Source organism: Burkholderia sp. AU15512, assembly GCF_002223325.1.
Taxonomy (GTDB): Bacteria; Pseudomonadota; Gammaproteobacteria; order Burkholderiales; family Burkholderiaceae; genus Burkholderia.
The window spans coordinates 1,045,555-1,072,513 of record NZ_NKEX01000006.1 but is presented as its reverse complement, the minus strand read 5'-3'; the positions used below and the strand labels follow the sequence as shown (position 1 = coordinate 1,072,513).

Here is a 26,959-nt window from a genome sequence, read left to right as displayed (position 1 = left end):
CGATTGCCCGGGGCGTCGTTCATTGCGCGCCTGGAAACGCTACGCGGCGCGGCGCACTGCGTCGCACCCCGCTTGCGCGGCGTGACGCCCTGCCTGCCGCCCGAAGAACGTCGCGTCGGCCAGCGACAGCCCAGAGCTGTACCCGGCGCCCCAGCGCGGCAGCCCGCAGGTCGTGCGGCCCGCCGCGTAGAGCCCCGGCACCGGCGCGCGTGTTGCATCGACCACCTGCCCGGTCGGCAGCGTATCGAGGCCGCCGAGCGTGAAGTGCGGATAGAACGCATAGTCGATCCGGCAATCGAGCGCGACGAACGGCGGCTCGATCAGCGGCTGCAGCCATTTCTTCGCCTTGTGGAACAGCGGATCCGCACCGTCGGCCGCATGGCGGTTGTAGACGTCGACGGTCGCCGTCAGCGTGCCGGCCGGCATCTGCAGGTCGCGTTCGACTTCCTCCCACGTTTCGCCGGCCGCCGCGATGCCGATCCGCGCGATCGCGGGCGGCTCCCGATAGGTGGCCTGATCGACGAGCAGGTAGATCCGGTCGTCGGCCTGATGGAACGCGTGATGGCCCGTGCGACCGTGATAGCCGTCCTCGTTGATGAAACGCTGGCCGCGCGCGTTCACGAAGATCCCCTTGATCAGCGCTTCGGGCGCGTAGAACGGCAGGCTGACGAAGCCTTGATCCATGTGAATCGCCGCGCCGCCCGCGCTCTGGCCGAGCAGGATGCCCGAGCCGTCGTCTCCGGGGCTGCCGATCGGTTCGTCCGAGCGCAGGAACTGCGGCGCGTGCCGGCGCACCATGTCGCGGTTCATCGCGAAGCCGCCCGCGCACAGGATCACCGCGCGACGCGCCCGTACGAATGCCGTCTCGCCATAGGCGCGCAGCACCACGCCGCGTACGCCGCCGCCGTCGTCGACGATCAACGCGAGCGCGCGCGTGTCGTAGCGCGTCGCGACGCCGAGCGCCGCCACACGTTCGGCCAGCACGCGCATCAGCATCTGTCCGCCGCCCCAGCCCGGCCATTGCGGCGTGTGCCCGCGCGGGCACGGCTTCGCGGCCTCGCTGAACGGCCAGGCTTCCTCGCTGCCCGACCAGATCAGGCAATCGTCGGTTTCCGGTTCGACGATCCGCTCGGCGACGAACGTGTTCTTGTAGGTCAGGCCCTGCGCGACGAGCCAGTCGTGGTGCGCCAGGCTGTCGTTCGCGTAGAGGCGCACTTTCGCCTCGTCGGCGTCGCGGCCACCGGCCAGCATCAGGTAGCGGTACAGATCCTCGGTGTCGTCGGTAAAGCCGGCCTGCCGTTGCGCGGGTGTGCCGCCGCTGCCGCCGAGGTAGATCTCGCCGCCCGACAGCGCGCTCGTGCCGCCGAAGCTCGACGCGCGCTCCACGATCAGCGTGTCGGCGCCGGCGCTCGCGGCTTCGATCGCCGCGCAGGCGCCGGCCGCGCCGAAGCCGACGATCACGACATCGTGTTCGGCGTCCCAACGATGCACGTCGCGGGTATTCAGGGGGTGAGTCAGGGAATAGTCGGATGACATGAGGAATGGGTCAGCGTTTGGGGAAATCTGCGCAAAGCGATGGAGGTGGCGAGGGACTGACGCGGACGTTGCTGCGGGCCCCGTTGCCGAGGCGGACGTACGACGGTGCGCGTGCAACGCGCACGTCCGTCTCTCGTCCGGTTGAAGTCGAAGCGCGTAAAGCGGGATCGGCGCGCGGCGACTCCACCGTTGCCGTAGCGAATCGCATCCATACGCCATCGCGCCGCCACGGCTTCCGCGCTGCGCGGCGCGCGGCCGCGCCGGTGTCACATGCCGCGCATCGCGGCGAAACCGAAGTGCGACGGATCGATCGGCACGCAACCGGTCGGCAGGCCGTTCGCGTCGACCGAACGGCATTGCAGGATGCCGGCCGCATACGGCGGCGACGGGACCTGATCGGCGCCGTATCGCGCCATCGCCATGGCAGCGAACGTCCCTATCGCCAATACGCACAGCTTGCGAGTCGTCAGTCTCATGATCGTCGTCCCCTCCGGTTGTCCGCTGGTGCGGTTCGTGTCCGGCGTGCATCGCATGCGGCACCGGATGACTGCACGGTAGCCAGCACCCGGCCGCCGGCCATCGTCCATCTCGACTAGGGGCAAACGCTGAGCGGACGATTTGCGGCCTGACGCATCGCAACATCGCGCGCCGCGGCTTCGCCCACGCGGAGGAAACGCGGCACGTCGCGCGCCTGCCGCGGCCGGTCGCACGCATCGTCAGACGCATCTCGCACACCGGTCGCTGCGCCGCACCATCCCCGCGCCCTCACGTGACGCGTGGCGGCGTGCCCCGGTGTTTTCCCCGACCCTCGCCCTGCTCCGTATGGATGATGAATCCCGGCCTGCGCGATGCGAACCTGCGCGTCGACGTCGCAATGCCGTCGCGTCGGCCCGCCTTGCGCGGCCCACGCGTTCCGTTCTTCCACGGGAGCCCACGCATGACCGATTCCAATCCCCGCCACGCGTTGTACGAACTGGCGTGCCGCTACGCGCAAGCCGTCGACCGGCGCGACTGGCCACGCCTCACCACACTCTTCACCCCCGACGCCACGCTGGCCGGCCCCGGCTTCCGCTTCGACGACCGCGACGCGATCGTCGCGGGCATGCGCGTGATCGAGCGCTACGAAGCAACCCAGCATCACGTGCACAACCAGCTCGTCACGCTGGACGGCGGCGAGGCCGACGTCGAAACCTACGGCGTCGCCTGCCACGTCTACGTGCGCGACGGCGTGAAGCGCAAGCTCGACTGGGGGCTGCGCTATCGCGATCGTTGCGTGTTCGACGGCGGCACGTGGCGCTTCGCCGCGCGCACGCTGCACGTCGACTGGGCCCAAGACCTGCCGCTGGAGGGCTGAACGATGCGCACCTCCGCTCCCCTCGCCGGCCGCACTGCACTCGTGACGGGCGGCGCCGGCGGCATCGGCGCGGCCTGCGCGCATGCGCTCGTCGCCGACGGCGCGGCCGTCGTGCTGATGGGCCGCCGCCGCGACGCGCTCGAACGCACGCAGCGGCAACTGACCGACGCCGTGCCCGGCAGCCGCGTCGCGATCCATGCGGGCGACGCCTGCGACGAAAGCGACCTGCAGGCCGCGCTCGACTGCGCGTGGGCGCTCGACCATCGCCTCGACATCGTCGTGCCGACGGTCGGCGGAGCGGGCTTCCGGCCGCTGCTGCTGCACGACGCCGACACCTTCCGCGCGGAAATCGACCTGAACCTGCACAGCGCGTTCGCCGCGATCCGACATGCGGCGCCGCGGCTCGCCGACAGCGGCGGTGGCGCGATCGTCTGCATTTCGTCGACGGCCGCACAGATCAATTTCCGCTGGCTGTCCGCGTACTGCACCGCGAAGGCCGCGCTCGAAGCGCTCGTGCGCGGCGCGGCCGAGGAACTGGCCGGCGCGAGGATCCGCGTGAACGCGGTGCGCCCGGGCCTCACGCGCTCCGAAGCCACCGCGCCGATGTTCGACAACCGCGCGCTCGTCGACAGCTTTCTCGAACAGATCCCGCTCGGCACGCTCGGCGAACCCGAAGCGATCGCGCACGCGGTGCGCTATCTCGCCGGCCCCGAGTCGGGCTGGGTGACCGGCCAGAGCTTCGCGGTCGATGGCGGCCATGAGCTGCGCACCAACCCGCGCGTCGACGACACGATCGCGCAGATCTACGGCACGGCCGCGCTCGACGCGATCAAGGCCGGCCGTGTGCCGGGCGCCGCATGAGCGCGCCTTCTTTCAACGTCAAAGGAATCCGACCGACCATGAATCGAGTCGCAAACAAGGTCGCGCTGGTCACCGGCGCGGCAAGCGGCGTCGGCCGCGCGGATGCGCTGCTGCTCGCCGCGGAAGGCGCGCGTGTCGTGCTGACCGACATCGACGAGGACGCGGGCCGTGCGCTCGCTCGCGAGATCGGCGACGCGGCGCTGTTCGTCCGCCACGACATCGCCGACGAAGCCGGTTGGCAGCACGCGATCGCATCGACGCTCGACCGCTTCGGCCGCCTCGACGTGCTCGTCAACAACGCGGCGATCTGCCCGGTCGGTTCGATCGAGGACACGAGCCTCGACACGTGGCGGCGCGTGATGCGTACCAACGCCGATGGCTATTTCCTCGGCTGCCAGTACGCGATCGGCGCGATGAAGGGCAACGACACGCCGGGCTCGATCGTGATGATGTCGTCGGTCGCCGCGCTCGGCGGGCTGCCGATGATGTGCGCGTACACCGGGTCGAAAGGCGCGGTGACGGCGCTCGCGCGCAGCGTCGCCGTGCACTGCAAGCGCAGCGGCTACCGGATCCGCTGCAATTCGATCCATCCGGACGGGATCTGGACGCCGATGACGCAGGCGCTGATGCCCGATCTCGACGCCGCCGCGCTCGGCATCGGCAGCGATCCGATGGCGCGCATGTGCGACCCGCAGGACGTCGCGAATCTCGTGCTGTTCCTCGCGTCCGACGAATCGCGTTTCGTGAACGGTGCGGAGCTGCGGATCGACAACGCGCAACTGGTGTCGTCGCTGTGACGCGGCTCACTGCCTTCCCGTTCAAAGAAGTCCATCGATGATTTCATTCACCGGCAAGACCGTGCTGGTCACCGGCGGCGGCGCGGGCATCGGCCGTGCGTGCGCGGAAGCGTTCGGCGCGGCCGGCGCGCGCGTCGCGGTAGCCGAGATCGACCCGTCCCGCGCGCAGGACGTGCGCCAGGCACTCGAAGCGGCGGGCGTCAATGCGCTCGTCGGCACCGTGGACGTCACGCGCCGCGACGAGGTCAATGCATTCGCGCGAACCGTCGACGCGCGCTTCGGCGGCCTCGACGTGCTCGTCAACAATGTGGGCGATTTCCTGCAGATCGCGAAACCGTTCGACGACTGCACCGACGACGACATCGCTCGGCTGTTCGACGTGAACCTGCGCCAGGTCTTCCTCGTCACGCGCGCGATGCTGCCGTTGCTGCGCAAGCGCGGCGTGGGCAGCAGCATCGTCGGCGTGTCGTCGATCGAAGGCTTCCGCGCGATTCCGAACTGCACCGTGTACGCGTCGTTCAAGGCCGCGCTGACCGGCTTCACGAAGAGCCTTGCTCTCGAACTCGGGCCGGCCGGCATTCGTGTGAACCAGATCGCCCCCGAAACCACCGAGACGCCGCAGGTGCCTGTTAGCGCGATGATCGCGGCCGAGCACCAAGAGCACATCCCGCGCTGGATCCCGCTCGGGCGCTTCGGCGCGGCCGGCGATATCGCGGGCGCCGCGCTGTTCCTCGCGAGCCCGCTCGCCGCGTGGGTCACCGGCACGACGCTGCATGTCGACGGCGGCGCGCTCGCGGCGGCCGGCTGGTATCGCGACCCGAACGGCTTCTGGACCAACCTGCCCGTCGTCACGGGCAACGGCTTCAATTTCTGAGCGGCACCGCTCGCCTGTTCATTTCACGCGGCGAAATGGCGCCGCTTTCGGAGACATCATGAAGATCCTGATCGTCGGCGGCACCGGCCTCATCGGCGGCCATGCCGCGCTGCACCTGCATGCGCAGGGCAACCTCGTCACGCTCGCCGCGCGCAAGCCGCCCGCACCCGGCAGCGCGCTCGCGCAGTTCGACGTGCTGCTGCGCGATTACGTAGCCGACAACTTCACGCGCGACGACCTCGCACCGTTCGACGCGGTGGTGTTCGCGGCCGGCAACGACATCCGCCACCTGCCGCCCGGTACCGACGAAGCCGCGCACTGGGAACGCGCGAACGTCGACGCGGTGCCGCGCTTCTTCGCGCTGGCCCGCGAGGCAGGCGTGAAGCGTGCGGTGCTGGTCGGCAGTTTCTATCCTCAGGTCGCGCCGGCGCTGGTCGACACGGTGCCGTACGTGCGCTCGCGCCATCTCGCCGACGAACGCGTGCGTGCGCTCGCGACGCCGTCGTTCGCCGTGTGCAGCGTCAACGCGCCGTTCGTCGTCGGGTCGGTGCCGGGGCTGCGCAACGAGATGTTCGCGGCGTACACGCGCTACGCGCAGGGCCAGTTCGCGGGGCTGCCCGTGTTCGGGCCGGCCGGCGGCAGCAACTTCATCTCGACGCAATCGCTGTCGGAAGCGATCTGGGGCGCACTGCAGCGTGGCGAAGCGGGCAAGGCGTACCTCGTCGGCGACGAGAATCTCAGCTTCGCCGATTACTTCGCGGCGTTCTTCCGCGCGGCCGGCAATCCGCAGGACGTGCCGTCGCTCGACCAGGAGCATCCGCTGTTGCCCGACATCGCGATCTACACGGGGCGCGGCAATGTCGTGTCGTACGAGCCCGATCCGGCCGACAGCGCGCTGCTGCGCTACCGGCGCGGCGACGTGCAGCGCGCGGTGGACGAAGTCGTCGCGCATTGCCGCGCGCAGTAAGCGAACGGCGCGTGTGCGGGGCCGATGCAAAAACGTCCCGCCGCCGGCGATGCATGCCGGCGGCGGGACGTCAGGATGACTATACGAATGCGAACCGTCAGGCGCCGATGCGCTGCTCGATCTTCTTCATCGTGTCGGTCATTTCGGCCGGCAGGCGCAGCTTCAGCGTATCGAACAACGCCGCATGAAGCTTCAGCTCCTCGCGCCATTCATCGGCGTTCATCGACGTCACCGCATCGAACTGATCGCGCGTGAAATCGAGGCCGTCCCAGTGCAGGTCCTCATACGCGGGCGACACGCCGAACGCATGCTCGCCGCCACCACCGGTGCCTTCGAGACGATCGAGCATCCACTTCAGCACGCGCATGTTCTCGCCGAAGCCCGGCCACACGAACTTGCCGTTCGCATCCTTGCGGAACCAGTTCACGCAGTAGATTTTCGGCAGTGTCGCGCCCGCGCCTTCGAGCTGCTTGCCGAGCTTGAGCCAGTGCGCGAAATAATCGCTGACGTTGTAGCCGCAGAACGGCAGCATCGCGAACGGATCGCGGCGCACGATGCCCTGCTGGCCGACGGCCGCGGCAGTCGTCTCCGAGCCCATCGTCGCGGCCATGTACACGCCCTCGACCCAATCGCGCGCCTCGGTCACGAGCGGCACGGTCGTCGAACGGCGGCCGCCGAAGATGAAGGCGTCGATCGGCACGCCGGCCGGGTTCTCCCAGTCGCCGTCGATCGACGGACACTGCGCGGCCGGCGCCGTGAAGCGCGAATTCGGATGCGCGGCCTTGCGGCCCGTCTCCTTGCCGATCTCCGGCGTCCACGGGTTGCCCTGCCAGTCGGTCAGCTTCGCGGGCGGCGTGTCGGTCAGCCCTTCCCACCACACGTCGCCGTCTTCCGTCAGCGCGACGTTCGTGAAGATCACGTTCTCGGTGAGCGTCGAGATCGCGTTCGGGTTGGTCTTCACGCCGGTGCCCGGCGCGACGCCGAAGAAGCCCGCTTCCGGGTTGATCGCATACAGTCGGCCGTCGCGGCCCGGCTTCAGCCACGCGATGTCGTCGCCGATCGTCGTGACCTTCCAGCCTTTGAAGCCCTGCGGCGGAATCAGCATCGCGAAGTTGGTCTTGCCGCACGCGGACGGGAACGCCGCCGCGACGTGATACTTCTTGCCGGCCGGCGACGTCACGCCGAGGATCAGCATGTGTTCGGCGAGCCAGCCCTGGTCGCGGCCCATCGTCGACGCGATACGGAGCGCGAAACACTTCTTGCCGAGCAGCGCATTGCCGCCGTAGCCCGAACCAAAGCTCCAGATCTCGCGCGTCTCGGGGAAATGCACGATGTACTTGACCGGATTGCACGGCCACGGCACGTCCTGCTGGCCGGCTTCGAGCGGATGGCCGACGCTGTGCACGCACGGCACGAACTCGCCGTCCTCGCCCAGTACGTCGTACACCTCACGACCCATGCGCGTCATGATCCGCATGTTCACGACGACGTACGGGCTGTCGGACAGCTCGACGCCGACGTGCGCGATCGGCGAGCCGAGCGGGCCCATCGAAAACGGCACGACGTACAGCGTGCGGCCGCGCATCGAGCCGCGGAACAGGCCGTTGAGCGTCTCGCGCATTTCGGCGGGTTCGATCCAGTGGTTGGTCGGGCCGACGTCGTCGCGCGAGGCCGCGCAGATGAACGTGCGATCCTCGACGCGCGCGACGTCGGACGGATCGGATTGCGCGAGATACGAGTTCGGGCGCTTCGCCGGGTTCAGGCGCGTGAGCGTGCCCTGGTCGACCATCGCCTGGCACAGCGCGTCGTTTTCTTCCTGCGAACCGTCACACCACACGACGCGCTCGGGCTCCGTCAGCGCCGCGATACGCGACACCCAGTCGATCAGCTTGCGATGTTTGACGAAAGCCGGCGGAGCGATCAGCGGGCCGTGTGTTGCTTCGGCCAAAGTGTTTTGCGACATGAGGATGTCTCCAGATTATTGGGCGGGGATGGGGGTTGCGGGGCGAGCCCGCGAGATGGGGTATGCGATTGGAGCGCAGGGTGCGGCGGCGCGCAGGACGGGACGCGCGAGCGGAGCGCGCGTCGATGCCGCGATGCGTGCGAGAGAAGGTGATGTCTCTTTAGTAATTGCGAACGCGAGTTTCGCCATACAAGCAACCTGCCGTACAACTCCATGACGGCCAGCATACCATCGCCGTTATTCGGCAAACGTTGCGTTGCAACAAGAAACAACTATGTCGGCGAGCCGGCACGCCGGTTGCATGTGCGTGCTTTTTACAGCGCCATGGCGCGCGCTTTGGGGACGAAACGGCCAGAACGGCCGTCCGGCAAGGGTTTCGCGGAAGCGGCAAATTTGCCGCTCCGCTCCCGCGTGAGGCCCACGCGAGCGCGGGCCGGGCGAATTCACGTTTTCGCTACTCAGGCAAACCCTGAATTAGGTTGCGTACACAAACATCTGACGTGAGCGTGTCGCAGGCACCCCTGCTCAAAACGGCGCGCCGGGCAATCCGGGGTAATACGCGCCTGCCGCCATCCCGCCGTCGACGGCCAGCTCGGCGCCGTTGCAGTACGACGCTTCGTCGCTCGCGAGGAACAGCGTCGCGCGCGCGATTTCGTCGGGCAGGCCGACGCGTTGCAGCGGCACGTTCGCATAGTGCTGGTTGATTTCCTCGAGCGGCGCGCCGGTCGGGTTCGACATCGCGGTGTTCACGCCGCCCGGATGAATCGAATTCACGCGCACGCCCTGATGGCCGAGTTCGAGCGCCGCGACCTTCGTCAGCCCGCGCACGCCCCATTTGCTCGACACGTACGCGGCCAGCGCGTTCACGCCGCGCAGCCCGTCCACCGACGAGATGTTGACGATCGACCCGCTCTTCTGCGCGATCATGCGCGGCGCGATGGTCCGGATGCCGACGAACGTCCCGACGAGGTTGATCGACACCGCGCGCTCGAAATCGCGTTTCGACAGCTCCGTGATGCCGCCGAACGTCAGCACGGCTGCATTGTTGACCAGTACGTCGATCCGGCCGAACTGCTCCATCGTCGCTTCGGTCACGCGCACCCAGCTCGCTTCGTCGGCGACGTCGAGCCGCATGAAGCGCGCCGCGTCGCCGAGCTCGCGCGCGAGCGCTTCGCCTTCCGCATCGAGCACGTCGCCGATCACGACGCGCGCGCCTTCCTCGACGAACAGCCGGCACGTTGCCGCGCCCATGCCACGCGCACCGCCCGTGACGATCGCTACCTTTCCTTCCAGTCGACCCATGTCGTCCTCGCTTCGATTCCGGATTGCCGGCTACCGCGCTACGCCCATGCGCGGGTTTGCCGTCCCATGTTTCGCGCGCGGCCCCAGTGCCGCGCACCTTCGATTCCCGCCTTCAACCCCAGTACGCCTGCCCGCCGTCGAGCGGCAGCGTCGCGCCCGTCAGGTAGGCGGCATCGCGACTCGCCAGAAACACGATCGCGCGCCCGATGTCCTGCTCGCAGTCGCCGACGCGGCCGAGCGGAATCGTGCGGAAAAACGCCGCGGCTTCCTGCGGATTTGCGTCGACCCAGCCTTTCAGGCCCGGCGACAATGCATGCGGCGCGACCGCGTTCACGCGGATGCCGTCCACGCCCCATTCGCAGGCCGCCGCGCGCGTCAGCGCACGAATCGCCTCCTTGGTCGCCGCGTACGCGCCGTAGCCGGACGCATCCCAGCGCACCGCGGCCGACGACGCGAAATTGACGATCACGCCGTCACCCTTCAGATGCGGATGGCACGCGCGCATCATGCGCAGCGTCGCGATCGGCCCCGATTCGAGCCCCGCCAGGAAACTCGCGTCGGTCACGTCGAGCAAACGGCCGAGCGGCACGACCTGCGCGTTGTTGATCAGGATCTGCACGCCACCGAACCGCGCGACGACGTTGTCGACGCATTGCGCGATCTGCGTCGCGTCCATCACGTCGCACACGAACGGGTCGGCCACGCCGCCGCGTGCACGGATCGCCTCGCAGGTCGCGAGCAGTTTGTCGAGGGTGCGACCGACCACCGCGACGTGCGCCCCTTCCGCCGCGAGCGCCTGCGCGACGCCCTGGCCGACGCCCTGCCCCGCGCCCGTCACGAGCGCGACCTTGCCTGTCAGGATGCCCATGCGTGCTCCTCAGGCGACGATCGCCGGATGCGCCTGCACGGGGCCGCCGAGCAGTTCGCGGTAGGAAGGCGGCTGCTTGCCGTCGAGATCGGCGATGCCGTACCGCAGCGCGGCTTCCGCGCCGACGAGCACCTGCCCCGACAACGCCATGCGCTGCGGATCGCCGTGGATCGCGTGAATCACGCGGCCCGTGAATTCGGGGCTTTCCGCGACGAGCGAGAATTCCTTGTACAGATCCGGGTGTGCTTCCCACACGCGCGTCGTGCGCTCGGTGCGCAGCGGGCCCATCCAGATCGACACGGCTGCGACGTCGAACGGCTTCAGGTCGACGGCCATGTCCTTCGCGAACTTGTCGACGCCGGACTTCTGCGCGCCGTACGCCGCGCCGTGCATGTAGCAGCTCGCGCCGAACGACGACGTGAACGCGATCAGCCCGCTGCGGCGCCGCGCCATCAGTCGCGCCGCGTGCCAGCTCGCGACATAGGCCGAGCGCAGCCCGACATCGAGGATGTTGACGAGATCGAGCGACTTCTCCCAGAACGGGCCCGGCAGGATCAGCTGATCGTGCAGGTAGGTCGCGTTGTTGACGAGCATGTCGAGCCGCCCGCTTTCGCGCTCGACGCGCTCGAACAGCGCCTTTACCTGGGCGTCGTCCGCGTGGTCGCAGGCCACCGCGATTCCGCGCCCGCCGAGCGCATCGATCTCACGTGCGGTCTCGTGGATCGTGCCGGGCAGCGGCGCATCGCCTTCGTTCTGCGAGCGGCCCGTTACATAGACGGTCATGCCGGCCGCGCCGAGCGCGCGCGCGATGCCCTTGCCCGCGCCGCGCGAGGCGCCCGTCACGACGGCGACCGGCGCCTCGTGGTGCTGTGTCATGTTCGATGTCTCCTGTGGAATGAGCTGGGCGCCGCGTGGATGGCGTTCGCGTGCGTCACGCGGCCGCCGGCTGCGTGCCGGCGAACAGCACGCCCGGCGCATCGCCTTCGTAGCGGGCCGACAGCGTCGACGTGACGACGCAGCGCGTGCCCGCGATCTTCCATTCGCCGTCGACCTTCCGGTATGCGTCGTCGTAGTACGCGCCGAGCTGCGTGAGCGTGCGCGCATTCGTGTCGATCATCTGGTAGTGCAGGCCCCACGTGCCGCGTGCATGCGTCGCGTCGAGCACATCGATCTCGGGATTCACGCCGTGGTGCATCTCGACGATGTGCGGATGGCAGCCCAGTTGCGCGAAGACGTCGACGAGCGCGTCGCGTGTATCGAACGTGCCGATCCGGCCGTAGTCGATCTGCACGGGGCCGGGCGCGAAGCAGTCGCGCATCCCTTCCGGATCCTTGCGGTCGCAGCAGGTGAAGTAGCGCGCCTTCAGCCGGCGGATTGCGTCGGCGTCCTCGAGCCGGCGCACGCGCGCTTCCAGCGATTCGATGAGGGTCATCCTGTCTCCTTGTTCGGTGCCGGCGCGGTTCGAACGCCGCGTCGATGCCACGTTACCGCCGCGCGATGGGCCGGCCATCACCCGTTCGGATGAACTCCGCGATTCGTTTCGGCCGCGCTGTTGGCGCGTGTCTACGGCGTTCGTCCGAACAGACGATGTGATGCAGGCGGCTTCGTTCCTACTATCGAACGACACCACCACGAGACCCGGCGATGGACGACACGACCCGCACGCTCCACGAGTACGAGCAGATCCGACAGTTGAAGTACCGGTATTTCCGCGCGGTCGACACGCACGATTGGGCACTGCTCGCCGATTGCCTGACCGAGGACTGCGAGGCGCGGCTGTATGGCGGCCGCTATGCGTACGATGGCCGCGACGCATTCGTGTCGAGCCTGCGCGCGCTGATCGGCAAGCCGACCTTCCTGACGATGCATCACGGCCATCACCCCGAGCTCACGCTGGTGTCGGCCGATCACGCGTGCGGCGTGTGGTTTCTCGAGGATCACGCAATCAATCTTGAGGATGACTACCTGCTGCACGGCACCGCGTTCTACGACGACCAGTACGTGAAACGCGATGGCGTGTGGCGCATTCACGCGACGCGCCACGAGCGGCTGTTCGAAACCGTCACGTCGCCGATTCCACCGTCGTTCACGCTGACCGCGAACCGGTTCGCGCCGGATGCGCATCGGACGGCCGGATCGACAGAAGCCGCTTCCTGAATCCCGGCGGCGATGCCGCCGATCCTGTCATTTCCTTCTGGAGCCGGAGCAATGGAGAAAGTTATTTACGTGTTGTGGCGCGATACGCAGGCCGCGCCCGATCAGTGGAGCCGCACGGTGCGCGCTCAGCTCGCCGACAAGCTGCTGTCGCTCGGCGCGCACGGCGTGCAGGTGAACGTCACCGATGCGGATGTCGCGCCGGCCGCCGGCTTGAAGCAGACCAACACGCACCCTGCCATCGACGGAATCGTCGCGGTGTGGGTCGATAGCGCGAATGCGATGTTCCGTCAGCCGTTCGACGACGCGGTGCGCGCCGTGGTCCCGCACATGGCGGCGTATCTCGTCACCGAGTCGCAGCCGATTCCGAATACGCGCTTTCCGGCGCGGCCGGGCGAGCGGACGATGGGCTTTTCGCAGCTCGCGTTTTTGAAGCGGCCGCCGCGGCTGACGCACGAAGCGTGGCTCGATGTGTGGCACGGGCATCACACGCGCGTCGCGATCGATACGCAGGACAATTTCCTGTATGTGCAGAACGTCGTCGTGCGCGCGCTCACGCATGCGGCGCCGAGGTACGACGCGATCGTCGAGGAATGCTTCCCCGCTGCGGCGATGACCGATCCGCATGCGTTCTTCGATGCGGTCGGCGATGACGAGAAATTCCAGCGGAACGTGGCGGAGATGATGGACAGCTGCGGGCGCTTCATCGATTTCGACAAGATCGATGTGGTGCCGACGAGTCAGTATGTGGTGAAGGCGGTGCGGGGGTGAGGTCGGGGGATCGCTTTGTGCGGTCGCCTACGTCTGGATTGATTGCGATTTTACGTTACGGGCCGGTGGAGCGCTTGTGCGCATCGCCGGCTTGCTTTTTGCTGCTTTGCGAATTTCCGCCGTTGGCGTTGATCGACCTGGAACGGTCCCTGCTGGCCACGGGGAGCCACCGTTCGTCGTGGTTACGCAGCTTTCCCGGCCCTCTTCAATTCACTCGAACCTGCTGAAATCCACGTCTTCCTTGACGAACTTCCCCATCGACAGGAGTGCGCTTTCGACGTCCGCGACGACGCGCGCGTTGTCGAACGTCGCCGTGACGAACAATCCCCAGATATCGTCGTCTATTTCGTAGTTGCCGCGGGCATACGTCCAATAGCTGAAGTAACGGTCCTGGGACAAGGCGACCTCGGGTTCGTCAAGGCCATCCGGATGCGGAACCTGGACCGAATGCAGTGCGTCTTGCAGGATCGCGGCGACGTCTGGAAAATCCGCTGCGCGATGGTCGTCGAGTACCTCGACCAGAAGATCGCTGCCGTGAAATACCGGCCGAACGCGGAATCGAATGAGGTTCGTCATGGTTCGTCTTTTTGCGTTGACCGGTCGAATCTGCAACTCGATGCGGTCCTTCAACTAAGGCAGCCAAAGTTTTTTCAGCTCTGTCGTTCGTTGCTCCGTCAGATTGGTCAGACACGACGCTACGATCGCCGCACGCAATGTTCCATGTTGAAAGATGCGATCCTGAACCTGACAGTCAGCATCGCGGAACTTGATCCATTGTCGTTGTGCCGCCACCAACGCAGCTCTCGCATCGGCCCGCTCGGTGTCGGAACCCAAGAGATCAAGGGCGGCCCGGTAAGCGTCGTTCAGCTGCGCGTCTGCTCTAACGAAACCTTGATGCGCACAAGCAGCACTATCGGCACCCGATCCGTCGTCGTGACAAACGGGCGCTTGTGAGTTTGCCATCGTAGTGAAGCTGGCGGCAGCGAGGCAAAGGATCATCGATAGCGTGCGTCTCTTCATTTGGGAGCCTCTGTTCCGTGACGGTTACCGAACGGAAATAACGTGCTTCTGTCTTACTCCGGAACTAGCGCCGACTCGCTGGCGATGCGTGCACGAACGCCGCAATAGCCTCCACGACACCATCCGCCAGTGGCAGATCCGGGTTCGAATAAGCAGCGAGGTTTTCTTGCAGATCCGCCGTGCGGACGGCCTTGAGAACGTGATTGGCGTCGGCGATCAGCGCCATTTCGGCCTGCGGATTGGCTCGCTGTAACAGTTCCGCGTCCTGCACGGGAACCTGGATATCCCGCGCGCCCTGCACGATCAGCACGGGCTTCATGTAATCGGCCAGCAGTGCTGCCGGGTCGATGGTCAATTCGCTCATCAGGAAGCGCTGGACTTGCGGCCTGAACACCTGCATGAGCGCCGGATCGATATCGGTCGCGTCTACCCCATTCCCCGCTTCCAGAGAATCGAGGATCGACAGTGCGTTGTCCAGGATCGGCGCATTTGCAGGGTTCGACCGCAGTTGCTGCCGCAATACGGGCCCGAACGGACGCCCCGCCGTGGCAAGCAGGATCAGGCCGGCAATGTCGGCCGATTGCCGCGCCGCCAGCAACGCCACCAAACCGCCCTCGCTGTGCCCCAACACCCATACGCTGGAAACACCTGTCCGCGCGCGGATGGCGGCTACCCACGAATGGACGTCGGCCGCGTAGTCGTCGATCACGACATCATTGGCATCCGGTATCGCCGACGCGCTGCCGTACATGCCGCGCTTGTCGATTCGTACCGACGCGATACCTTCTTCGCACAATCCTTCCGCGAGCAACCGGTACGTCGACGCCTGAAGCCAGCTCGGCGCGTCGCCATTTCTGTCGGTCGCGCCCGAGCCCGGCACGATCAGCACCACCGGCATGTCGTCGGTGTCCGGGGACAAGAGCGTGCCTTTCAGCGGGCCAGATGGCCCCGGCGCCTCGATTTCCGTCTGCATGGTTTGCAAAAGCCCCCTGGGAATGAGCTACCGACAATCGCTCCAACAGTGCAGCTCACGGCGCCTTGGCCAACGCCAGAATAGCCGTCACCGCATCGTCCTCGATTCCCTTGATATCCGACGGGAACCGATTCCTTTGCGGTATCAGCACGATGAGCCCCTCGATCTGCGCCGTCACGAGTGCCGCTCGCCGGATGCGCACCGCTTGTGGCAGCGCCGGGTTCACGGCTTCGATGAGGCCGGCGATCACGCCGCGTTGAAATTCATACCCCTCCTCGAGCATCTTCCGCGCGAACTCTTGCGTTTGGGCGAGTGCCCAGAAGTTCACGAACAGGCTTTGGGTCTTGGGCTGCTTTCCGTCTTCGAGCAACAGTCGGACCACTTTCTCCAGCCGACCCTCGGGTGTCAGCGACGTGTCCGCGCGCACGCCGTCGTATGTATTGGCGTACGCTTCCCGCGTCACGGCAAGGATGGCCTCGAAGATGTCTTCGCGCGTGGGAAAGTAGTGCTGCAGGTTCGACAGCGCCAACCCGGCTTTTGCCGCGACCTTCCTCATGGTCAGCCCGCCGTAACCTTCGTCCACGAAGATCTCGATCGCACTGACCATAATCTTGTTCACAGCGTGCTTGCCGCGTTCGGTCAAGACGCGCCCGTTATCGAGAGCCGCCCTCTTCAAGAAATCCTCCTGCAGCCCCGTGAGCGCATGCCCGGGGCGATGGTGCTGATGGCGCGCCAGCGCCGCTGATGCCCGGTCGCAGACCAACCACGCCGCATCCGCTCCATGCACGGGGAGTGGTGATATAGGTTGGTCGACCGGATTTTGCAAAACATCGATGCCTGACTCAGGGTCGTGCCGGTTCCACTGCAGAGACCGAAAGGCCGAACCCGACGGCGACATTCTACGCAGGATTGGAAATCCGGGGAGAGGCACCGATGTCGATTGACGAGCCTACACATGACTTGTTCGATACCCGTCACAAAATGGGTCGAGCGACACATTCTCGTCGATGCGCCCGAACGCCCTCGACTCCCCGCTCTCCCGTCCCTTTGCCACGCCCATGACAAAACGTCTATACTTGGACACTCCATCGACCGGCACGCCGAAGCATTCGAACCCGAGCGCGCCCTCGATTCCCCGGCCCAGTTTGCCCGGAGCGACATGAGCGACTACCCCGTTTTCGACACGCTTTGCGATCTGCTGAACACGTCCGGCGCGCGGTTCCGTGTGCTGGAGCATCCGGCCGAAGGGAAATCCGACGCAATCGCCGCACTGCGCGGCACGCGCCCCGAACAGGGCGCGAAGGCGATGCTCTGCACGTTCAAGGATGGTGGCGACACCACCGCGCTCGCGGTGATTCCCGGCCATTTGAAGATCGATTTCCGCAAGGTCGCCGATGCGGTCGGCCGCCGCAAGGCCACCCTCGCGTCGCCCGACCTCGCGGCCACCGTCACGCGCTGCGTGATGGGCGCGGTGCCGCCGTTCGTGTTCGATGCCAGCGTGACGCTCGTCGTCGACCCCGCCCTGGTCGAACGCAACACCGAGATCGCCTTCAACGCGGGCCGCCTCGATCGCTCCGTCGTGCTCGACGCGGCCGACTACGTGCGGATCGCGCAGCCGCTGCTCGCCGACATCACCCGGCCTGAAGCCGCGGAAGGCGAGTAACACGCCGATTGCCCCTTCCCCCCGCAGTCGTCGCCTCGATCCGAAACCTGACCGCGAAACCATCATGAACACCACCCGGAAACTCGTGCAGTCCGAACAGGCGTCGCTGATCGAACAGGTGCAGCGCATCGCCGAAGGGCTCGGCGCGATGTTCGCGCCGTTCACCGAGGTCGTGGTTCACGACCTGCGCACGCCGAAGCACGCGATCCTCGCCATCCACAACAACCTGTCGGGGCGCGCAGTCGGCGATCCCGCGACCGAGCTCGGCCTCGCCCGCATCGCGGACGACGATTTCCCGCCCGTGCTCGCGAACTACCCGAACCGCTTCGCCGACGGCCGCACCGCGAAAAGCACGTCGATCGGCATCAAGGATTCGACCGGCCGCTATGTGGCCGCGCTGTGCCTGAATGCCGACGTCACGCTGTTCCGCGGCTTCCAGGGCATGCTGAACCAGTTCTGCAGCACGGACGGCGAAGCCGTCGCGGAAACGCTCGATCCGGCCGGCGCGGACGCGATCCGCCAACGCATCGACGCATTCGCGATGCGCCTCGCGACGACACCGCGCGAACTGAAGACCGACCAGCGCCGCGAGCTGATGCAGACGCTGAAGGCCGACGGTTTCCTCGAGGTGCGCCGCGCGATGGAGATCGTGTCGCAACATCTCGGCGTCTCGCGCGCGACCGTCTACAACGATGCGAAATGACGCAGGCGCGATACCCGCGCCGCTTTCCCGCTGACCGATTCCTACGACCACCGGACCACCCATGAACGCTCCGACTCTCCCCACCTACGACGACGTTGCCGCCGCCGCGGCCCGGCTCGAAGGCCATGCGCACCGCACGCCGGTGATGACGTCGCGGACGATCGACGAAGCGCTCGGCGCGCACGTGTTCTTCAAGTGCGAGAACCTGCAGCGCATGGGCGCATTCAAGTTTCGCGGTGCGTTCAACGCGCTGTCGCGCTTCGACGCGGTGCAACGCCGCAACGGCGTCGTCGCGTTCTCGTCCGGCAACCATGCGCAGGCGATCGCGCTGTCGGCGCGCATGCTCGGCATTCCCGCGACGATCGTGATGCCGCAGGATGCGCCGGCCGCGAAGATGGCCGCGACGCGCGGCTACGGCGGCAAGGTCGTGACCTACGACCGCTACACCGAGGATCGCGAACAGATCGGGCGCGATCTCGCGGCACAGCATGGGCTCACGCTGATCCCGCCCTACGACCACCCGGACGTGATCGCCGGCCAGGGCACGGCGGCCAAGGAACTGTTCGACGAAGTCGGCCCGCTCGATGCGGTATTCACGCCGCTCGGCGGCGGCGGCCTGCTGTCGGGCACCGCGCTCGCCACGCGCGCGATGTCGCCGCACGCGACGCTGTACGGCGTCGAGCCGGAAGCCGGCAACGACGGCCAGCAATCGTTCCGGTCCGGCGCGATCGTGCATATCGACACGCCGCGCACGATCGCCGACGGGGCGCAGACGCAGCACCTCGGCAACCTGACGTTCCCGATCATCCGGCGCGACGTCGACGACATCCTGACCGCGACGGACGCGGAACTGATCGACTGCATGCGCTTCTTCGCCACGCGTATGAAGATGGTGGTCGAGCCGACCGGCTGCCTGTCGCTCGCCGCGGTGCGACGGATGAAGGACGCGCTGCAGGGCAAGCGCGTGGGTGTGGTGATCAGCGGCGGCAACGTCGATCTCGAGAACTTCTGCGCGCTGGTGTCGACGCCGGCATGAACGTCGCGGCGCGCATGAATATTCCGTCATACGCGCCGCATCGCTCCTTCACGTCGCGTTAAGTTTCGCGCCCTAGACTGATGATGTTGTCCCGCAGTCAGTCGTGAAGGAGCCACCATGAAATCGCACGCGATCGTCGCCGCCGCCCTGACGGCTGCTTCCCTTTCGGCGTTCGCTCAACCGGGCGTGACGTCATCCGGTTTCCCCGCCGCGTCGCCGCACGACGCCGTCGCGCAAGCGACGCACCGCTCGCCCGGCGCGTTGCCGCACGCCGGCTTCGTGCTCGCGAAGATCGATCAGAACAATACGCCGCCCGATCGCGGCGGCGACCCGAGCGGCCGTTCGCACTCCGGCATGCGCATGTGACGGCACGCGCCGGGCGCGGTGCCGTGTCCGGCCCTCAGAACGCAGGCAGCGACGGATCGCGTGACGCGAGGATGTCGTCGGTACGCCGCTGCAGCGCGCCGTCGATCGTCTCCGGTTGCGGAATCAGCCAGTAGCGCCCTGCACGTATGCCGTCGAACACCCGCGCGGCGAACGCGTCGGGCGTGAGCCCGTGCGCGTTCAGCATCGCGCGCATCGTGTCGACGAAGCCGCGCACCTCGGGCCGGTCGTGCACCGCGCCGAACGGGTCGTTGAAGATGCCCGACTGCACGGGGCCCGGCGCAAGCAACGACACGCCGACCGGTGCGCCCAACATCTTCAGTTCTCCATACAGCGATTCCGTCAGCGCGACCACCGCGAATTTCGTCGCCGAATAAGGCGACATCAGCGGGCTCGGCAGGAACCCGCCGACCGACGCGGTATTCACGACGCGCGCCGGCAGGTTGCGCTCGAGCATCCGCGGCACGAAGCTGCGGATGCCGTTCAGCACGCCGTGCACGTTGATCGCGAAGCTGCGCTCGAAGCGTTCCGGCGTGATTTCCCAGCTGAAACCGGTCGCCATTACGCCCGCGTTGTTGAACAGCAGATCGACGCCGCCGAAGCGCTGCCACGCCGCTTCCGCCAGCGCGTCGACGGCTTCCGGCCGGCTGACGTCGGTCGACACGCACAGGACGTCGGTGTCGAGCGTCGCGGCGAATGCGTCGAGCTTCGCCGGATCGAGATCGGCCAGCACGACGCGCATGCCGAGCCCGGCGGCGTGGCGTGCGAGCCCGCTGCCGATGCCGCTGGCCGCGCCGGTGATCACGGCGGTGCCGCCGTCGAAGCGAATCGAGTTCGTCATGTCAATCAAAGTCCTGTCGGGTCGATGTGGGGATGCGCATACGCGGGAATCACCGGCGGCGGCAGCACCGTGCGGCCGTCGAGCGAGCGCACCGCGAGTTGCTGCGCGAGCGGGAAATGCAGGCTGTGCGTGACGAGGCCCGTGCGTTCGCGCGCCGGCAGGCGGCACAGCGCGAGCGCGGTCTCGGCGAGATACGCGACATCCTCGGTCGGATAGCCTTCGGGGATGTAGCGCGCGGCGCCCGGCGTGCGGATCGCCGTGCTCGGCGCGACCAGATTCACCGCGATTCCGTCGGCTTCGAGTTCGGCCGCGAGCCCCTGCGTGAAGCGCGACAGCGCCGCCTTCGCCGCCGCATAGACGGTCGCGCCGCCCGCGCGCGAGAAATCGTCGAACGGCCGCAGCGGCGGCAGCGCCGTCACCGAGCCGACATTGACGATCCAGCCGGCGCCGCGGGCGCGCATCAGCGGGATCGCGGCCTGCGCCAGCGCGAACGGAATCCGCAGATAGTGTTCGATCGTCGTGTCGAACATCGTCATCGGCATCGCGTCGACGCACGCGTAGTCGGCCACGCCCGCGTTGTTGACGAGGATGTCGAGGCCGCCGGCGGCTTGCGCCGCGCGCCCGACGAGCGCATCGCGCTCGGCTGCGTTCGACAGGTCGGCCGCCAGCGCGATGGCGCGGCCGCCGGCGGCCTCGATCAGCGCAACCGTTTCGGCAAGCGTGCCGGCGGTCGTCGCCGATTGCGTGAGGCTGCGCGCCGTCACGACGACGGTCGCGCCTTCGGATGCGAGGCGCTGCGCGATCGCACGGCCAATGCCACGGCTTGCGCCCGTCACGAGCGCGCACTTGCCGGCCAGTACGCCGGTTCGGGTCTCGGTCATCGTTGTCTCCTGTGATGTGCGTGCGGGCCGCTCAGCGGGCGATATCCGCAACATGAAGCACCAGCTTCGTTTTCGCCTCGCCCGTTTGAACGAGATCGAGCGCGCGGGCCGCCTGTTCGAGCGGGAAACGGTCGAAGCGCGGCACGCGCAGCGCGCGCGTGTCCAGTTGCGCCGCGATCCGGCCGAGCGTGCCGCCGCTCGGCATCCGGCTGTAGGTCGTCGCGGTGCGCAAGCCGCGTCGTGCGGCAACGGCTGCCGTCGCGGCAAGCCGCTCCGCATCGCCGACCGCGAGCGTCATGATGTTCACCAGCGTGCCGCCCGGCGCCAGCAGGTCGAGCGCATTGGGCAGCGTGTCGCCGCCGACCGCGTCGAGCACGAGGTCGACGCCGCCGGGCGCCCAGGCGCGCAGCGCCGCGGCGATGTCCTGCGCGCGATAGTCGATGCTCGCCGCCGCGCCCAGCGATTCGACCGTCTCGCGGTTGCGCGCCGAACACGTTGCCGCGACGCGCGCGCCGGCCTGCACGGCCAGCTGGATCGCGAACGTGCCGACCGCGCCCGCGCCGCCGTGCACCAGCACGGTCTGGCCCGCCTTCAGCCCGCCGTCGTCGAACAGGCCGGCCCATGCGGCGAGCGCGGGCGTCGGCACCGTGGCGGCTTCCGCCAGGCTCACCGCATCGGGCACGCGCACGACCGAGTCGTGACGCACCGCGACGTATTCCGCAAACGCACCCCAGCGCCCCGCGCCGACGTCGGTCTGCGCGAACACGCGCATGCCGGGCGCGAAACCGTCGACGCCGTCGCCGACCGCTTCGACCACGCCCGCCGCGTCGAAGCCGATCACGAACGGAAACGTGTATTGCATGAAGGCGCCGAGGTAGCCTTCGCGGCATTTCCAGTCGGCGGGATTGATGCCCGCGTAGGCCACGCGGATCAGCACGTCGCCGGGGCCCGGCGTCGGGGCCGGCACGTCAGCCATGCGCAAGGTGTCGGAATGACCGACGCGGTCGATCAACAGGGCTCGCATCTTCGTGTCTCCAGGGTTGGTTCGATGTCAGTTCGATGTGGGCTGCGCGTCATGCCGCCGTATCCGCCAGCAGGCTCGACGCGAGCGGACAGAACGCATGCGAGATCGCATCGACCGTCCAGTCGGGGCTTTCGGCGTCGAACCGGCGGTCGACCCAGCCCCAGTGATACGGATGCATCAGGTATTCGCCGAGCAGATCGCCGACGTGCGCGAATTCCTGCTGCCACACGTGCGTCCATGCACCGGGCGTCTCGATCCGGCTCAGGCGCCAGTTGCGGATGCCGGGCATGAACGCGGGCATCCGCAGCAGTTCGCGTTCGAGCGCGGCGATCCGCGCTGTGCCGGCCTGCGGCCGCACGCGCAGCATCAGCGTGCGCCATACGCCGTCGCGCAGCGCCGGTTCGCGCAGGCCGCCGCCGATCACGCGGCATTCGGCGCCGTCGATGCGCTCGATACCCGGCAGCTGAGCCAGCGCCACAAAATCCGCCGTGCCGCCGGCTGCCGAATCGGCGCGCAGCACGTCGAGCGTGTAGTCGCCCGCCCCCCAGCTGCCGTTCAGATTGCGTGCCAATGCCACGCGTTTCGTGCCGACCAGCGCGTGCGCGGCTTCGCGCAATGCAGGCTCGATCGCGCCCGCATCGCAATCCGCGGACACGAATACCTGTGCCGTGTCATGCCGCATGATCGACCTCCGTCAGCGCGGGCAGCGGCGCATCGGCGTCCGTCATCACATGGCGGCGGCGCATGCCGCACAGCGCGTCGACCGCCATCCAGAATCCGACCACGTCGGCATCCGTCAACGCGCGCATCCGGTAGTAGGCCGGCGCGTCGGCCACGTGCCAGGTCAGCCATAGCGTGCTCGGCTGCCCCGGCACCGCGACGGGCGGCGACACCCAGCGGCCGGCCGCCGTCAGCCCGCGCGCCGCGTGGCCCGGCAGGTAACGGTCGCGCAGCAGTGCAAGCACGTCGGGAATGCGCTCGGGCGCGAGCGTGATTTCGTCTACGATCTGGATCATTCGCGTGTCGTCCGTGGTCGTTCGTGACAGGGATGCGCAGCCGACCTACGCCGTTCCGGCGAGGCCGAAGGCAGTCGGCGTGGATAGCATTCTTGCGTGGTGACGATTCGCAGCCCCCTACCGGCCCGCTCACCGCCCCCTGTCGCAACGATCAGATCGGGAAACTCATGAAACAGCACGCCATCGCGGCCCGCGGCCGCGTCCTGCCGGGGCTCGGCGCGCGCCTGCTGAGCGAACTCACGCGCAGCGGCGCGCCGCCGGCCGACCGCGATGCGCAGCCGCCGCCACCGGCAGCGACGCCGGGCGATTTCGTCGCGCTGTACCGCGACGCGATCGAACGCCTCGAGGCGCAGGTCGCGCGCGGCGACGGCCACCCGCCGATGCGCAAGCGCGAAGTCGACCTGATGTGCCGCTGCCTGCTGAGCTGCGCGACGCTGGCCGACGCGATCCGCTGTGCGCGCGAATTCGGCGAGATGCTGAGCCCGCGCGCCGGCGCGCTGTCGCTCACCGTGCGCGACGGGCGCGCGACGTTCCGGATGGATTCGCTGCGCCGCACACGCAGCCCGGCCGCGTGCCTCGTCGACCTGACGGGGTTGCTCTGCTATCTGCAACTGTTCGGCTGGCTGATCGGGCAGCCGCTGCGGCCGACCGACGTATGGCTCGGCCATCCGCGCCGCGACGACGCGATGCCGCTGCTCGGGCTGTTCAATGCGCCGGTCGAGGTCGGCCGCAAGAGCTACGGCTTCGCATTCGATGCGGCGCGGCTCGCGTGCCGCGTGGTGCGGCAGCCGGCCGAGCTCGACGCGTTTCTCGTCGATTTTCCGTTTCGCCTGATCGATGCGGCGCCGGCCGTCGTGTCGTGGGCGCAGCAGGTGCGCGGTTTTCTCGACGCGGCGCTCGCGCACGAGCAGGCGTTGCCGGCGCTCGCCGAGCTCGCCGCGTGGCTCGGCGTCAGCGAGGCGACGTTGCGGCGGCGGCTGGTGGCCGAAGGCAGCGGTTATCACGTGCTGCGGGAGCAGTGTCTCGCCGAGGCCGCGCAACGCTGCCTGCGCGAGTCGGACTGGCCGGTCGCGCGGATCGCCGCGCATCTCGGGTTCGGCGGCGAGGAAGCCTTCCGCCGCGCGTTCGTCAGGTGGACGGGTGTCGCACCGAGCCTGTACCGGCGCGATTACATGGCAGCGAACCACGCCATTTCGTCAGACATGAAACGCGCCGTCGACGCATGAAAGACAGGATTTCGAAAGTTTTGGCGCGTCGATGACGTTTTTTCGCATCCGGGGGCTACCCGACAATTGACGCGCCGGCGCGCACGCCATTACCCTTGCGCGCTGATGGTTCCCAGGGATGGGATCAAAAGGGAACGCAGGCGAGGCAGTGCCTCGAATCTGCGGCTGCCCCCGCAACTGTGAGCGGCGAATCCGTGCCACTGCATGCCACTGGGAAACCGGGAAGGCCGGCACGAATCAGGACCCGCGAGCCAGGAGACCTGCCATCGACCCGAGGTCCAAGCAGCCGCACCGGGCGGGGTGTCCCGATGCGCCAGCACCGCCTTTGGCGGTGCCCGTTGCATGGACGGCCCGACCTCAGGATCCGCCCGATGTCCACTGTTACCGCATCCGCTTCCTCACCGGAAGCGTCGCGCCGGCACACCGCCGGCATGCACGGCCCGCCGGCTCGCGCGCGCCGTTCCCTGTCGATCGCGTCCGCCGGCATGTGCCGCGCCCACGCCCGCGATAACGACCTGGCCGGCCCGCTCGACCCGGTCGCGCGATAGCCCGATCACCGATAACAAAACCGGCGCTGCCCGCCGCACTCCCCCGATCGACACATGCGCAGCCCGACCACAACGACAGCCTCATGAAGATTCGACACCTCCTTGCCACGTCCGCCGCGACCGCGCTCCTTTCGCCGCTCGCCCACGCAGCCGGCGACACCGCGGTTGCGCAACCGGCCCCGGCCGCCGAAGGCGCCGACCTGGCGACGATCAATGTGACCGACACACGCCGGCTGCCCGAGTCGTTCGACCAGCGCTATGCGACGACCCAGGTGCTCACGCGCACCGATCTCGACCGGCTGTCGCCGAGCGACCCGAGCATCACGCAGGCGCTCGCGACGCTGCCCGGCGTGACCGTCTCGCAGAACGGCGGGCCCGGCTCGTCCGCGTCGGTCAGCATCCGCGGCTCGTCGGCCAGCCAGGTCGCCGTGTTCATCGACGGCATCCGGATCGGCTCGCCGACCACCGGCATCGCGCCATGGGCGGACCTGCCGACCGAATCGTTCGAACGCGTCGAAGTGATCTCGGGGCCGGCCGCCGCGTCGTTCGGCGCCAATGCGATGGGCGGCGTCGTGCAGCTCTTCACGCGCCGCGCGGCCAACCAGCCGAACCAGACCACCGTGTCGTTCGGCGGCGGGTCGAACAAGACGTTCGACACGCAACTGCGCACGTCGGGCACGGTGCCGTCGACCGGGCCGCTCGCCGCGCTCGGCGGGCTCACCTACTCGCTCGGCCTGCACTCGTACAACACGGCCGGCATCGACGCGACGCGGCCCTTCGCGTACGGGCACGAGGCGGGCCGCAACCCGTACCACGCGCAGGATCTCGATGCGCGCCTCGGCTACGCGCGCGACAACTGGTCGATCTCGACGTTCGCGCTGTATCACCGGTCCGACCTGTCCTACGACAACCGCGGCTATGCGAACCGCCAGCTCGATCATCAGCTGACGACCGGTCTCGCGTTCCACCTCGATATCACGCCGGACACGCAGTTCGATCAGTCGTTCGGTTATGCGAACGATCGCGGGTTCATCTACGCGAGCGATCCGACCATCCCGACCGACCAGATCAATTCGCAGCGCATCAGCACGTCGACGTCGCTGACGCATCAGGCGCGCGGATTCCATCTGTTCGGGCTGCCGCTGTCGGGCGAAACCAAGCTCGCCTACGACTTCACGCGCGAGCAGGCATTCCTGCCGGTCGACATTCCGAACGGCGTGCCGACGCGCAACGATTCCGCGTTCTCGCTGCATCAATCGGCGACGCTCGGCAGCGTGACGATGTTCCTCGCGGGGCGTCATGAAATCATCGCCGGGCAGTCGGTGAACACGGGTAACGCGGCGCTGTCGTGGGCGATCACGCCGGTGTACACGGCGCGCGTGTCGTACGGCAATGCGTTCAAGCTGCCGTCGTTCAACGACCTGTACTACCCCGGCTACGGCAATCCGAACCTCAGCCCGGAACGCAGCACGTCGGTCGAGGCCGCGGTCGATGCGAACACGTCGTACGGCACGTTCACGGCCGCGATCTACGATACGCGCGTCAGCAACCTGATCGCGTACAACCCGGCGACGTTCTCGCCGATCAACATCGGCCGCGCGCATATTCGCGGTATCGACCTGTCGTACAAGGGGACGATCGGCCGCTCGACGCCGGTGAGCCTCGCGGTCGGGATCCTGAATCCGCAGGACGAGACCAACGACTCGTGGCTCAACCGCCGGCCGCGCCAGACGGTCGGCCTCAACATCGATCACACGTGGGATGAACTGCACCTGCATGCGTTGAGCACGGGGGCGTCGCTGCTTTATGGCGGCACGACGTTCGACGATCCGGCCAACTCGACCTATCTGCCGTCGTATCTGACGGTGGGCCTGCGTGCTTCGTACCGGATCAATTCGCACCTGACCGTGTCGGCGACGGTGTCGAACCTGTTCGACCGCCAGTACATGACCGCGTATGGGTACAACACGCTCGGGCGGACGGCGTTCGGGAAGGTCAGCTACACGTTCTGACCGGGATGGGGAGGCTTCGGCCGGATAGCTGGCGAAGCCTCCCATTTGAAAGGGCGCATCCGATGCCTGCGCCTCCGGATGCCTGAAACGGGTGATGCCGCCCTCAAACCAAGCGACAGACTGACGGCTGACGAGCCGTCGGTCTTTCGTCGCACTGCGCACGTTGCTGTCCGTATCAACACTGT

The 26,959-nt window shown here is 67.7% G+C and carries 29 protein-coding genes and 1 riboswitch; of the genes, 13 read left to right on the top strand and 16 right to left on the bottom strand.

Annotated elements, in window-relative coordinates; genetic code table 11:
• Positions 1 to 39: 39 nt before the first annotated feature.
• On the bottom strand, positions 40 to 1,536 hold the full coding sequence (locus CFB43_RS24210; protein ID WP_089496889.1) for an FAD-dependent oxidoreductase: 1,497 nt from the start codon (positions 1,534 to 1,536) through the stop codon (positions 40 to 42).
• Between the two features lie 266 nt (positions 1,537 to 1,802).
• Positions 1,803 to 2,012: a hypothetical protein gene (locus CFB43_RS24205; protein WP_089427420.1), complete on the bottom strand. Its 210-nt coding sequence runs from the start codon at positions 2,010 to 2,012 to the stop codon at positions 1,803 to 1,805.
• Positions 2,013 to 2,473: 461 nt separating this feature from the next.
• Here CFB43_RS24205 and CFB43_RS24200 point away from each other — a divergent pair, with 461 nt between their 5' ends.
• The 5 genes from CFB43_RS24200 to CFB43_RS24180 are packed head-to-tail and all read left to right on the top strand — an operon-like array spanning position 2,474 to position 6,389.
• On the top strand, positions 2,474 to 2,890 hold the full coding sequence (locus CFB43_RS24200) for a nuclear transport factor 2 family protein (protein WP_089498122.1): 417 nt from the start codon (positions 2,474 to 2,476) through the stop codon (positions 2,888 to 2,890).
• Positions 2,891 to 2,893: 3 nt separating this feature from the next.
• Positions 2,894 to 3,751: an SDR family NAD(P)-dependent oxidoreductase gene (locus CFB43_RS24195; RefSeq protein WP_089496888.1), complete on the top strand. Its 858-nt coding sequence runs from the start codon at positions 2,894 to 2,896 to the stop codon at positions 3,749 to 3,751.
• A 38-nt stretch (positions 3,752 to 3,789) separates the two neighbouring features.
• A complete protein-coding gene (locus CFB43_RS24190) occupies positions 3,790 to 4,548 on the top strand; it encodes an SDR family oxidoreductase (RefSeq protein WP_089496887.1) in 759 nt (252 codons plus the stop codon).
• Positions 4,549 to 4,585: 37 nt separating this feature from the next.
• Positions 4,586 to 5,422: an SDR family NAD(P)-dependent oxidoreductase gene (locus CFB43_RS24185; protein WP_089496886.1), complete on the top strand. Its 837-nt coding sequence runs from the start codon at positions 4,586 to 4,588 to the stop codon at positions 5,420 to 5,422.
• Between the two features lie 58 nt (positions 5,423 to 5,480).
• Positions 5,481 to 6,389 (top strand): NAD-dependent epimerase/dehydratase family protein, encoded by a 909-nt coding sequence (locus CFB43_RS24180; RefSeq protein ID WP_089496885.1) that lies wholly within the window; start codon positions 5,481 to 5,483, stop codon positions 6,387 to 6,389.
• A gap of 97 nt (positions 6,390 to 6,486) precedes the next feature.
• Here the strand turns inward: CFB43_RS24180 and CFB43_RS24175 are convergent, their stop codons facing one another.
• The 5 genes from CFB43_RS24175 to CFB43_RS24150 all read right to left on the bottom strand — a co-directional run bounded on the left by CFB43_RS24175 (position 6,487) and on the right by CFB43_RS24150 (position 11,954).
• Positions 6,487 to 8,352 (bottom strand): phosphoenolpyruvate carboxykinase (GTP), encoded by a 1,866-nt coding sequence (locus tag CFB43_RS24175; protein WP_089496884.1) that lies wholly within the window; start codon positions 8,350 to 8,352, stop codon positions 6,487 to 6,489.
• A 525-nt stretch (positions 8,353 to 8,877) separates the two neighbouring features.
• On the bottom strand, positions 8,878 to 9,654 hold the full coding sequence (locus CFB43_RS24165) for a glucose 1-dehydrogenase (protein WP_089496883.1): 777 nt from the start codon (positions 9,652 to 9,654) through the stop codon (positions 8,878 to 8,880).
• Between the two features lie 112 nt (positions 9,655 to 9,766).
• Entirely contained in the window at positions 9,767 to 10,522 is a 756-nt protein-coding gene (locus CFB43_RS24160; RefSeq protein WP_089496882.1) for an SDR family NAD(P)-dependent oxidoreductase, read from the bottom strand.
• Positions 10,523 to 10,531: 9 nt separating this feature from the next.
• Positions 10,532 to 11,398, bottom strand: coding sequence for an SDR family NAD(P)-dependent oxidoreductase (locus CFB43_RS24155; RefSeq protein WP_089496881.1), 867 nt, complete (start codon positions 11,396 to 11,398; stop codon positions 10,532 to 10,534).
• Between the two features lie 55 nt (positions 11,399 to 11,453).
• A complete protein-coding gene (locus CFB43_RS24150) occupies positions 11,454 to 11,954 on the bottom strand; it encodes a nuclear transport factor 2 family protein (protein ID WP_089496880.1) in 501 nt (166 codons plus the stop codon).
• Between the two features lie 212 nt (positions 11,955 to 12,166).
• Here CFB43_RS24150 and CFB43_RS24145 point away from each other — a divergent pair, with 212 nt between their 5' ends.
• The gene (locus CFB43_RS24145) at positions 12,167 to 12,679 is read left to right on the top strand and encodes a nuclear transport factor 2 family protein (protein ID WP_089496879.1); all 513 of its coding nucleotides are present in this window, start codon (positions 12,167 to 12,169) and stop codon (positions 12,677 to 12,679) included.
• A 51-nt stretch (positions 12,680 to 12,730) separates the two neighbouring features.
• On the top strand, positions 12,731 to 13,447 hold the full coding sequence (locus tag CFB43_RS24140; RefSeq protein ID WP_089496878.1) for an EthD domain-containing protein: 717 nt from the start codon (positions 12,731 to 12,733) through the stop codon (positions 13,445 to 13,447).
• A gap of 210 nt (positions 13,448 to 13,657) precedes the next feature.
• Here the strand turns inward: CFB43_RS24140 and CFB43_RS24135 are convergent, their stop codons facing one another.
• The 4 genes from CFB43_RS24135 to CFB43_RS24120 form a co-directional block, all read right to left on the bottom strand.
• Complete coding sequence (locus tag CFB43_RS24135) at positions 13,658 to 14,023, bottom strand: hypothetical protein (protein ID WP_089496877.1); 366 nt, start codon at positions 14,021 to 14,023, stop codon at positions 13,658 to 13,660.
• Between the two features lie 54 nt (positions 14,024 to 14,077).
• A complete protein-coding gene (locus CFB43_RS39210) occupies positions 14,078 to 14,410 on the bottom strand; it encodes a lysozyme inhibitor LprI family protein (RefSeq protein ID WP_373452564.1) in 333 nt (110 codons plus the stop codon).
• A 121-nt stretch (positions 14,411 to 14,531) separates the two neighbouring features.
• The gene (locus CFB43_RS24125) at positions 14,532 to 15,440 is read right to left on the bottom strand and encodes an alpha/beta hydrolase (protein ID WP_089498121.1); all 909 of its coding nucleotides are present in this window, start codon (positions 15,438 to 15,440) and stop codon (positions 14,532 to 14,534) included.
• Between the two features lie 55 nt (positions 15,441 to 15,495).
• Positions 15,496 to 16,116, bottom strand: coding sequence for a TetR/AcrR family transcriptional regulator (locus CFB43_RS24120; RefSeq protein WP_179254892.1), 621 nt, complete (start codon positions 16,114 to 16,116; stop codon positions 15,496 to 15,498).
• Positions 16,117 to 16,599: 483 nt separating this feature from the next.
• Here CFB43_RS24120 and CFB43_RS24115 point away from each other — a divergent pair, with 483 nt between their 5' ends.
• The 4 genes from CFB43_RS24115 (at position 16,600) to CFB43_RS24100 (ending at position 19,208) form a co-directional block, all read left to right on the top strand.
• Positions 16,600 to 17,103: a YbaK/prolyl-tRNA synthetase associated domain-containing protein gene (locus CFB43_RS24115; protein WP_089432741.1), complete on the top strand. Its 504-nt coding sequence runs from the start codon at positions 16,600 to 16,602 to the stop codon at positions 17,101 to 17,103.
• A gap of 64 nt (positions 17,104 to 17,167) precedes the next feature.
• On the top strand, positions 17,168 to 17,806 hold the full coding sequence (locus CFB43_RS24110) for a helix-turn-helix transcriptional regulator (RefSeq protein WP_089496874.1): 639 nt from the start codon (positions 17,168 to 17,170) through the stop codon (positions 17,804 to 17,806).
• A 61-nt stretch (positions 17,807 to 17,867) separates the two neighbouring features.
• Positions 17,868 to 18,842 carry a threo-3-hydroxy-L-aspartate ammonia-lyase gene (locus CFB43_RS24105; protein WP_089496873.1) on the top strand — a complete coding sequence of 325 codons (975 nt, stop codon included), beginning with the start codon at positions 17,868 to 17,870 and terminating at the stop codon, positions 18,840 to 18,842.
• Positions 18,843 to 18,959: 117 nt separating this feature from the next.
• Entirely contained in the window at positions 18,960 to 19,208 is a 249-nt protein-coding gene (locus CFB43_RS24100) for a hypothetical protein (protein WP_089496872.1), read from the top strand.
• A 34-nt stretch (positions 19,209 to 19,242) separates the two neighbouring features.
• Here CFB43_RS24100 and CFB43_RS24095 read toward each other — a convergent pair whose 3' ends face one another.
• The 5 genes from CFB43_RS24095 to CFB43_RS24075 are packed head-to-tail and all read right to left on the bottom strand — an operon-like array spanning position 19,243 to position 22,988.
• Positions 19,243 to 20,067 (bottom strand): SDR family NAD(P)-dependent oxidoreductase, encoded by an 825-nt coding sequence (locus CFB43_RS24095; RefSeq protein WP_089496871.1) that lies wholly within the window; start codon positions 20,065 to 20,067, stop codon positions 19,243 to 19,245.
• A 5-nt stretch (positions 20,068 to 20,072) separates the two neighbouring features.
• On the bottom strand, positions 20,073 to 20,948 hold the full coding sequence (locus CFB43_RS24090; RefSeq protein ID WP_089496870.1) for an SDR family NAD(P)-dependent oxidoreductase: 876 nt from the start codon (positions 20,946 to 20,948) through the stop codon (positions 20,073 to 20,075).
• A gap of 31 nt (positions 20,949 to 20,979) precedes the next feature.
• Positions 20,980 to 21,972 carry an NADP-dependent oxidoreductase gene (locus CFB43_RS24085; RefSeq protein WP_089496869.1) on the bottom strand — a complete coding sequence of 331 codons (993 nt, stop codon included), beginning with the start codon at positions 21,970 to 21,972 and terminating at the stop codon, positions 20,980 to 20,982.
• A 49-nt stretch (positions 21,973 to 22,021) separates the two neighbouring features.
• On the bottom strand, positions 22,022 to 22,654 hold the full coding sequence (locus tag CFB43_RS24080; RefSeq protein ID WP_089496868.1) for a Dabb family protein: 633 nt from the start codon (positions 22,652 to 22,654) through the stop codon (positions 22,022 to 22,024).
• Complete coding sequence (locus CFB43_RS24075; RefSeq protein ID WP_089496867.1) at positions 22,644 to 22,988, bottom strand: hypothetical protein; 345 nt, start codon at positions 22,986 to 22,988, stop codon at positions 22,644 to 22,646. Before CFB43_RS24075 ends, CFB43_RS24080 begins: the two co-directional genes overlap by 11 nt.
• 167 nt (positions 22,989 to 23,155) lie before the next feature.
• Here CFB43_RS24075 and CFB43_RS24070 point away from each other — a divergent pair, with 167 nt between their 5' ends.
• A complete protein-coding gene (locus tag CFB43_RS24070; RefSeq protein ID WP_089496866.1) occupies positions 23,156 to 24,214 on the top strand; it encodes a helix-turn-helix transcriptional regulator in 1,059 nt (352 codons plus the stop codon).
• Positions 24,215 to 24,303: 89 nt separating this feature from the next.
• A riboswitch (cobalamin riboswitch) is annotated at positions 24,304 to 24,496 on the top strand.
• A gap of 349 nt (positions 24,497 to 24,845) precedes the next feature.
• Positions 24,846 to 26,774: a TonB-dependent receptor domain-containing protein gene (locus CFB43_RS24065; RefSeq protein ID WP_089496865.1), complete on the top strand. Its 1,929-nt coding sequence runs from the start codon at positions 24,846 to 24,848 to the stop codon at positions 26,772 to 26,774.
• Positions 26,775 to 26,959: the final 185 nt, after the last annotated feature.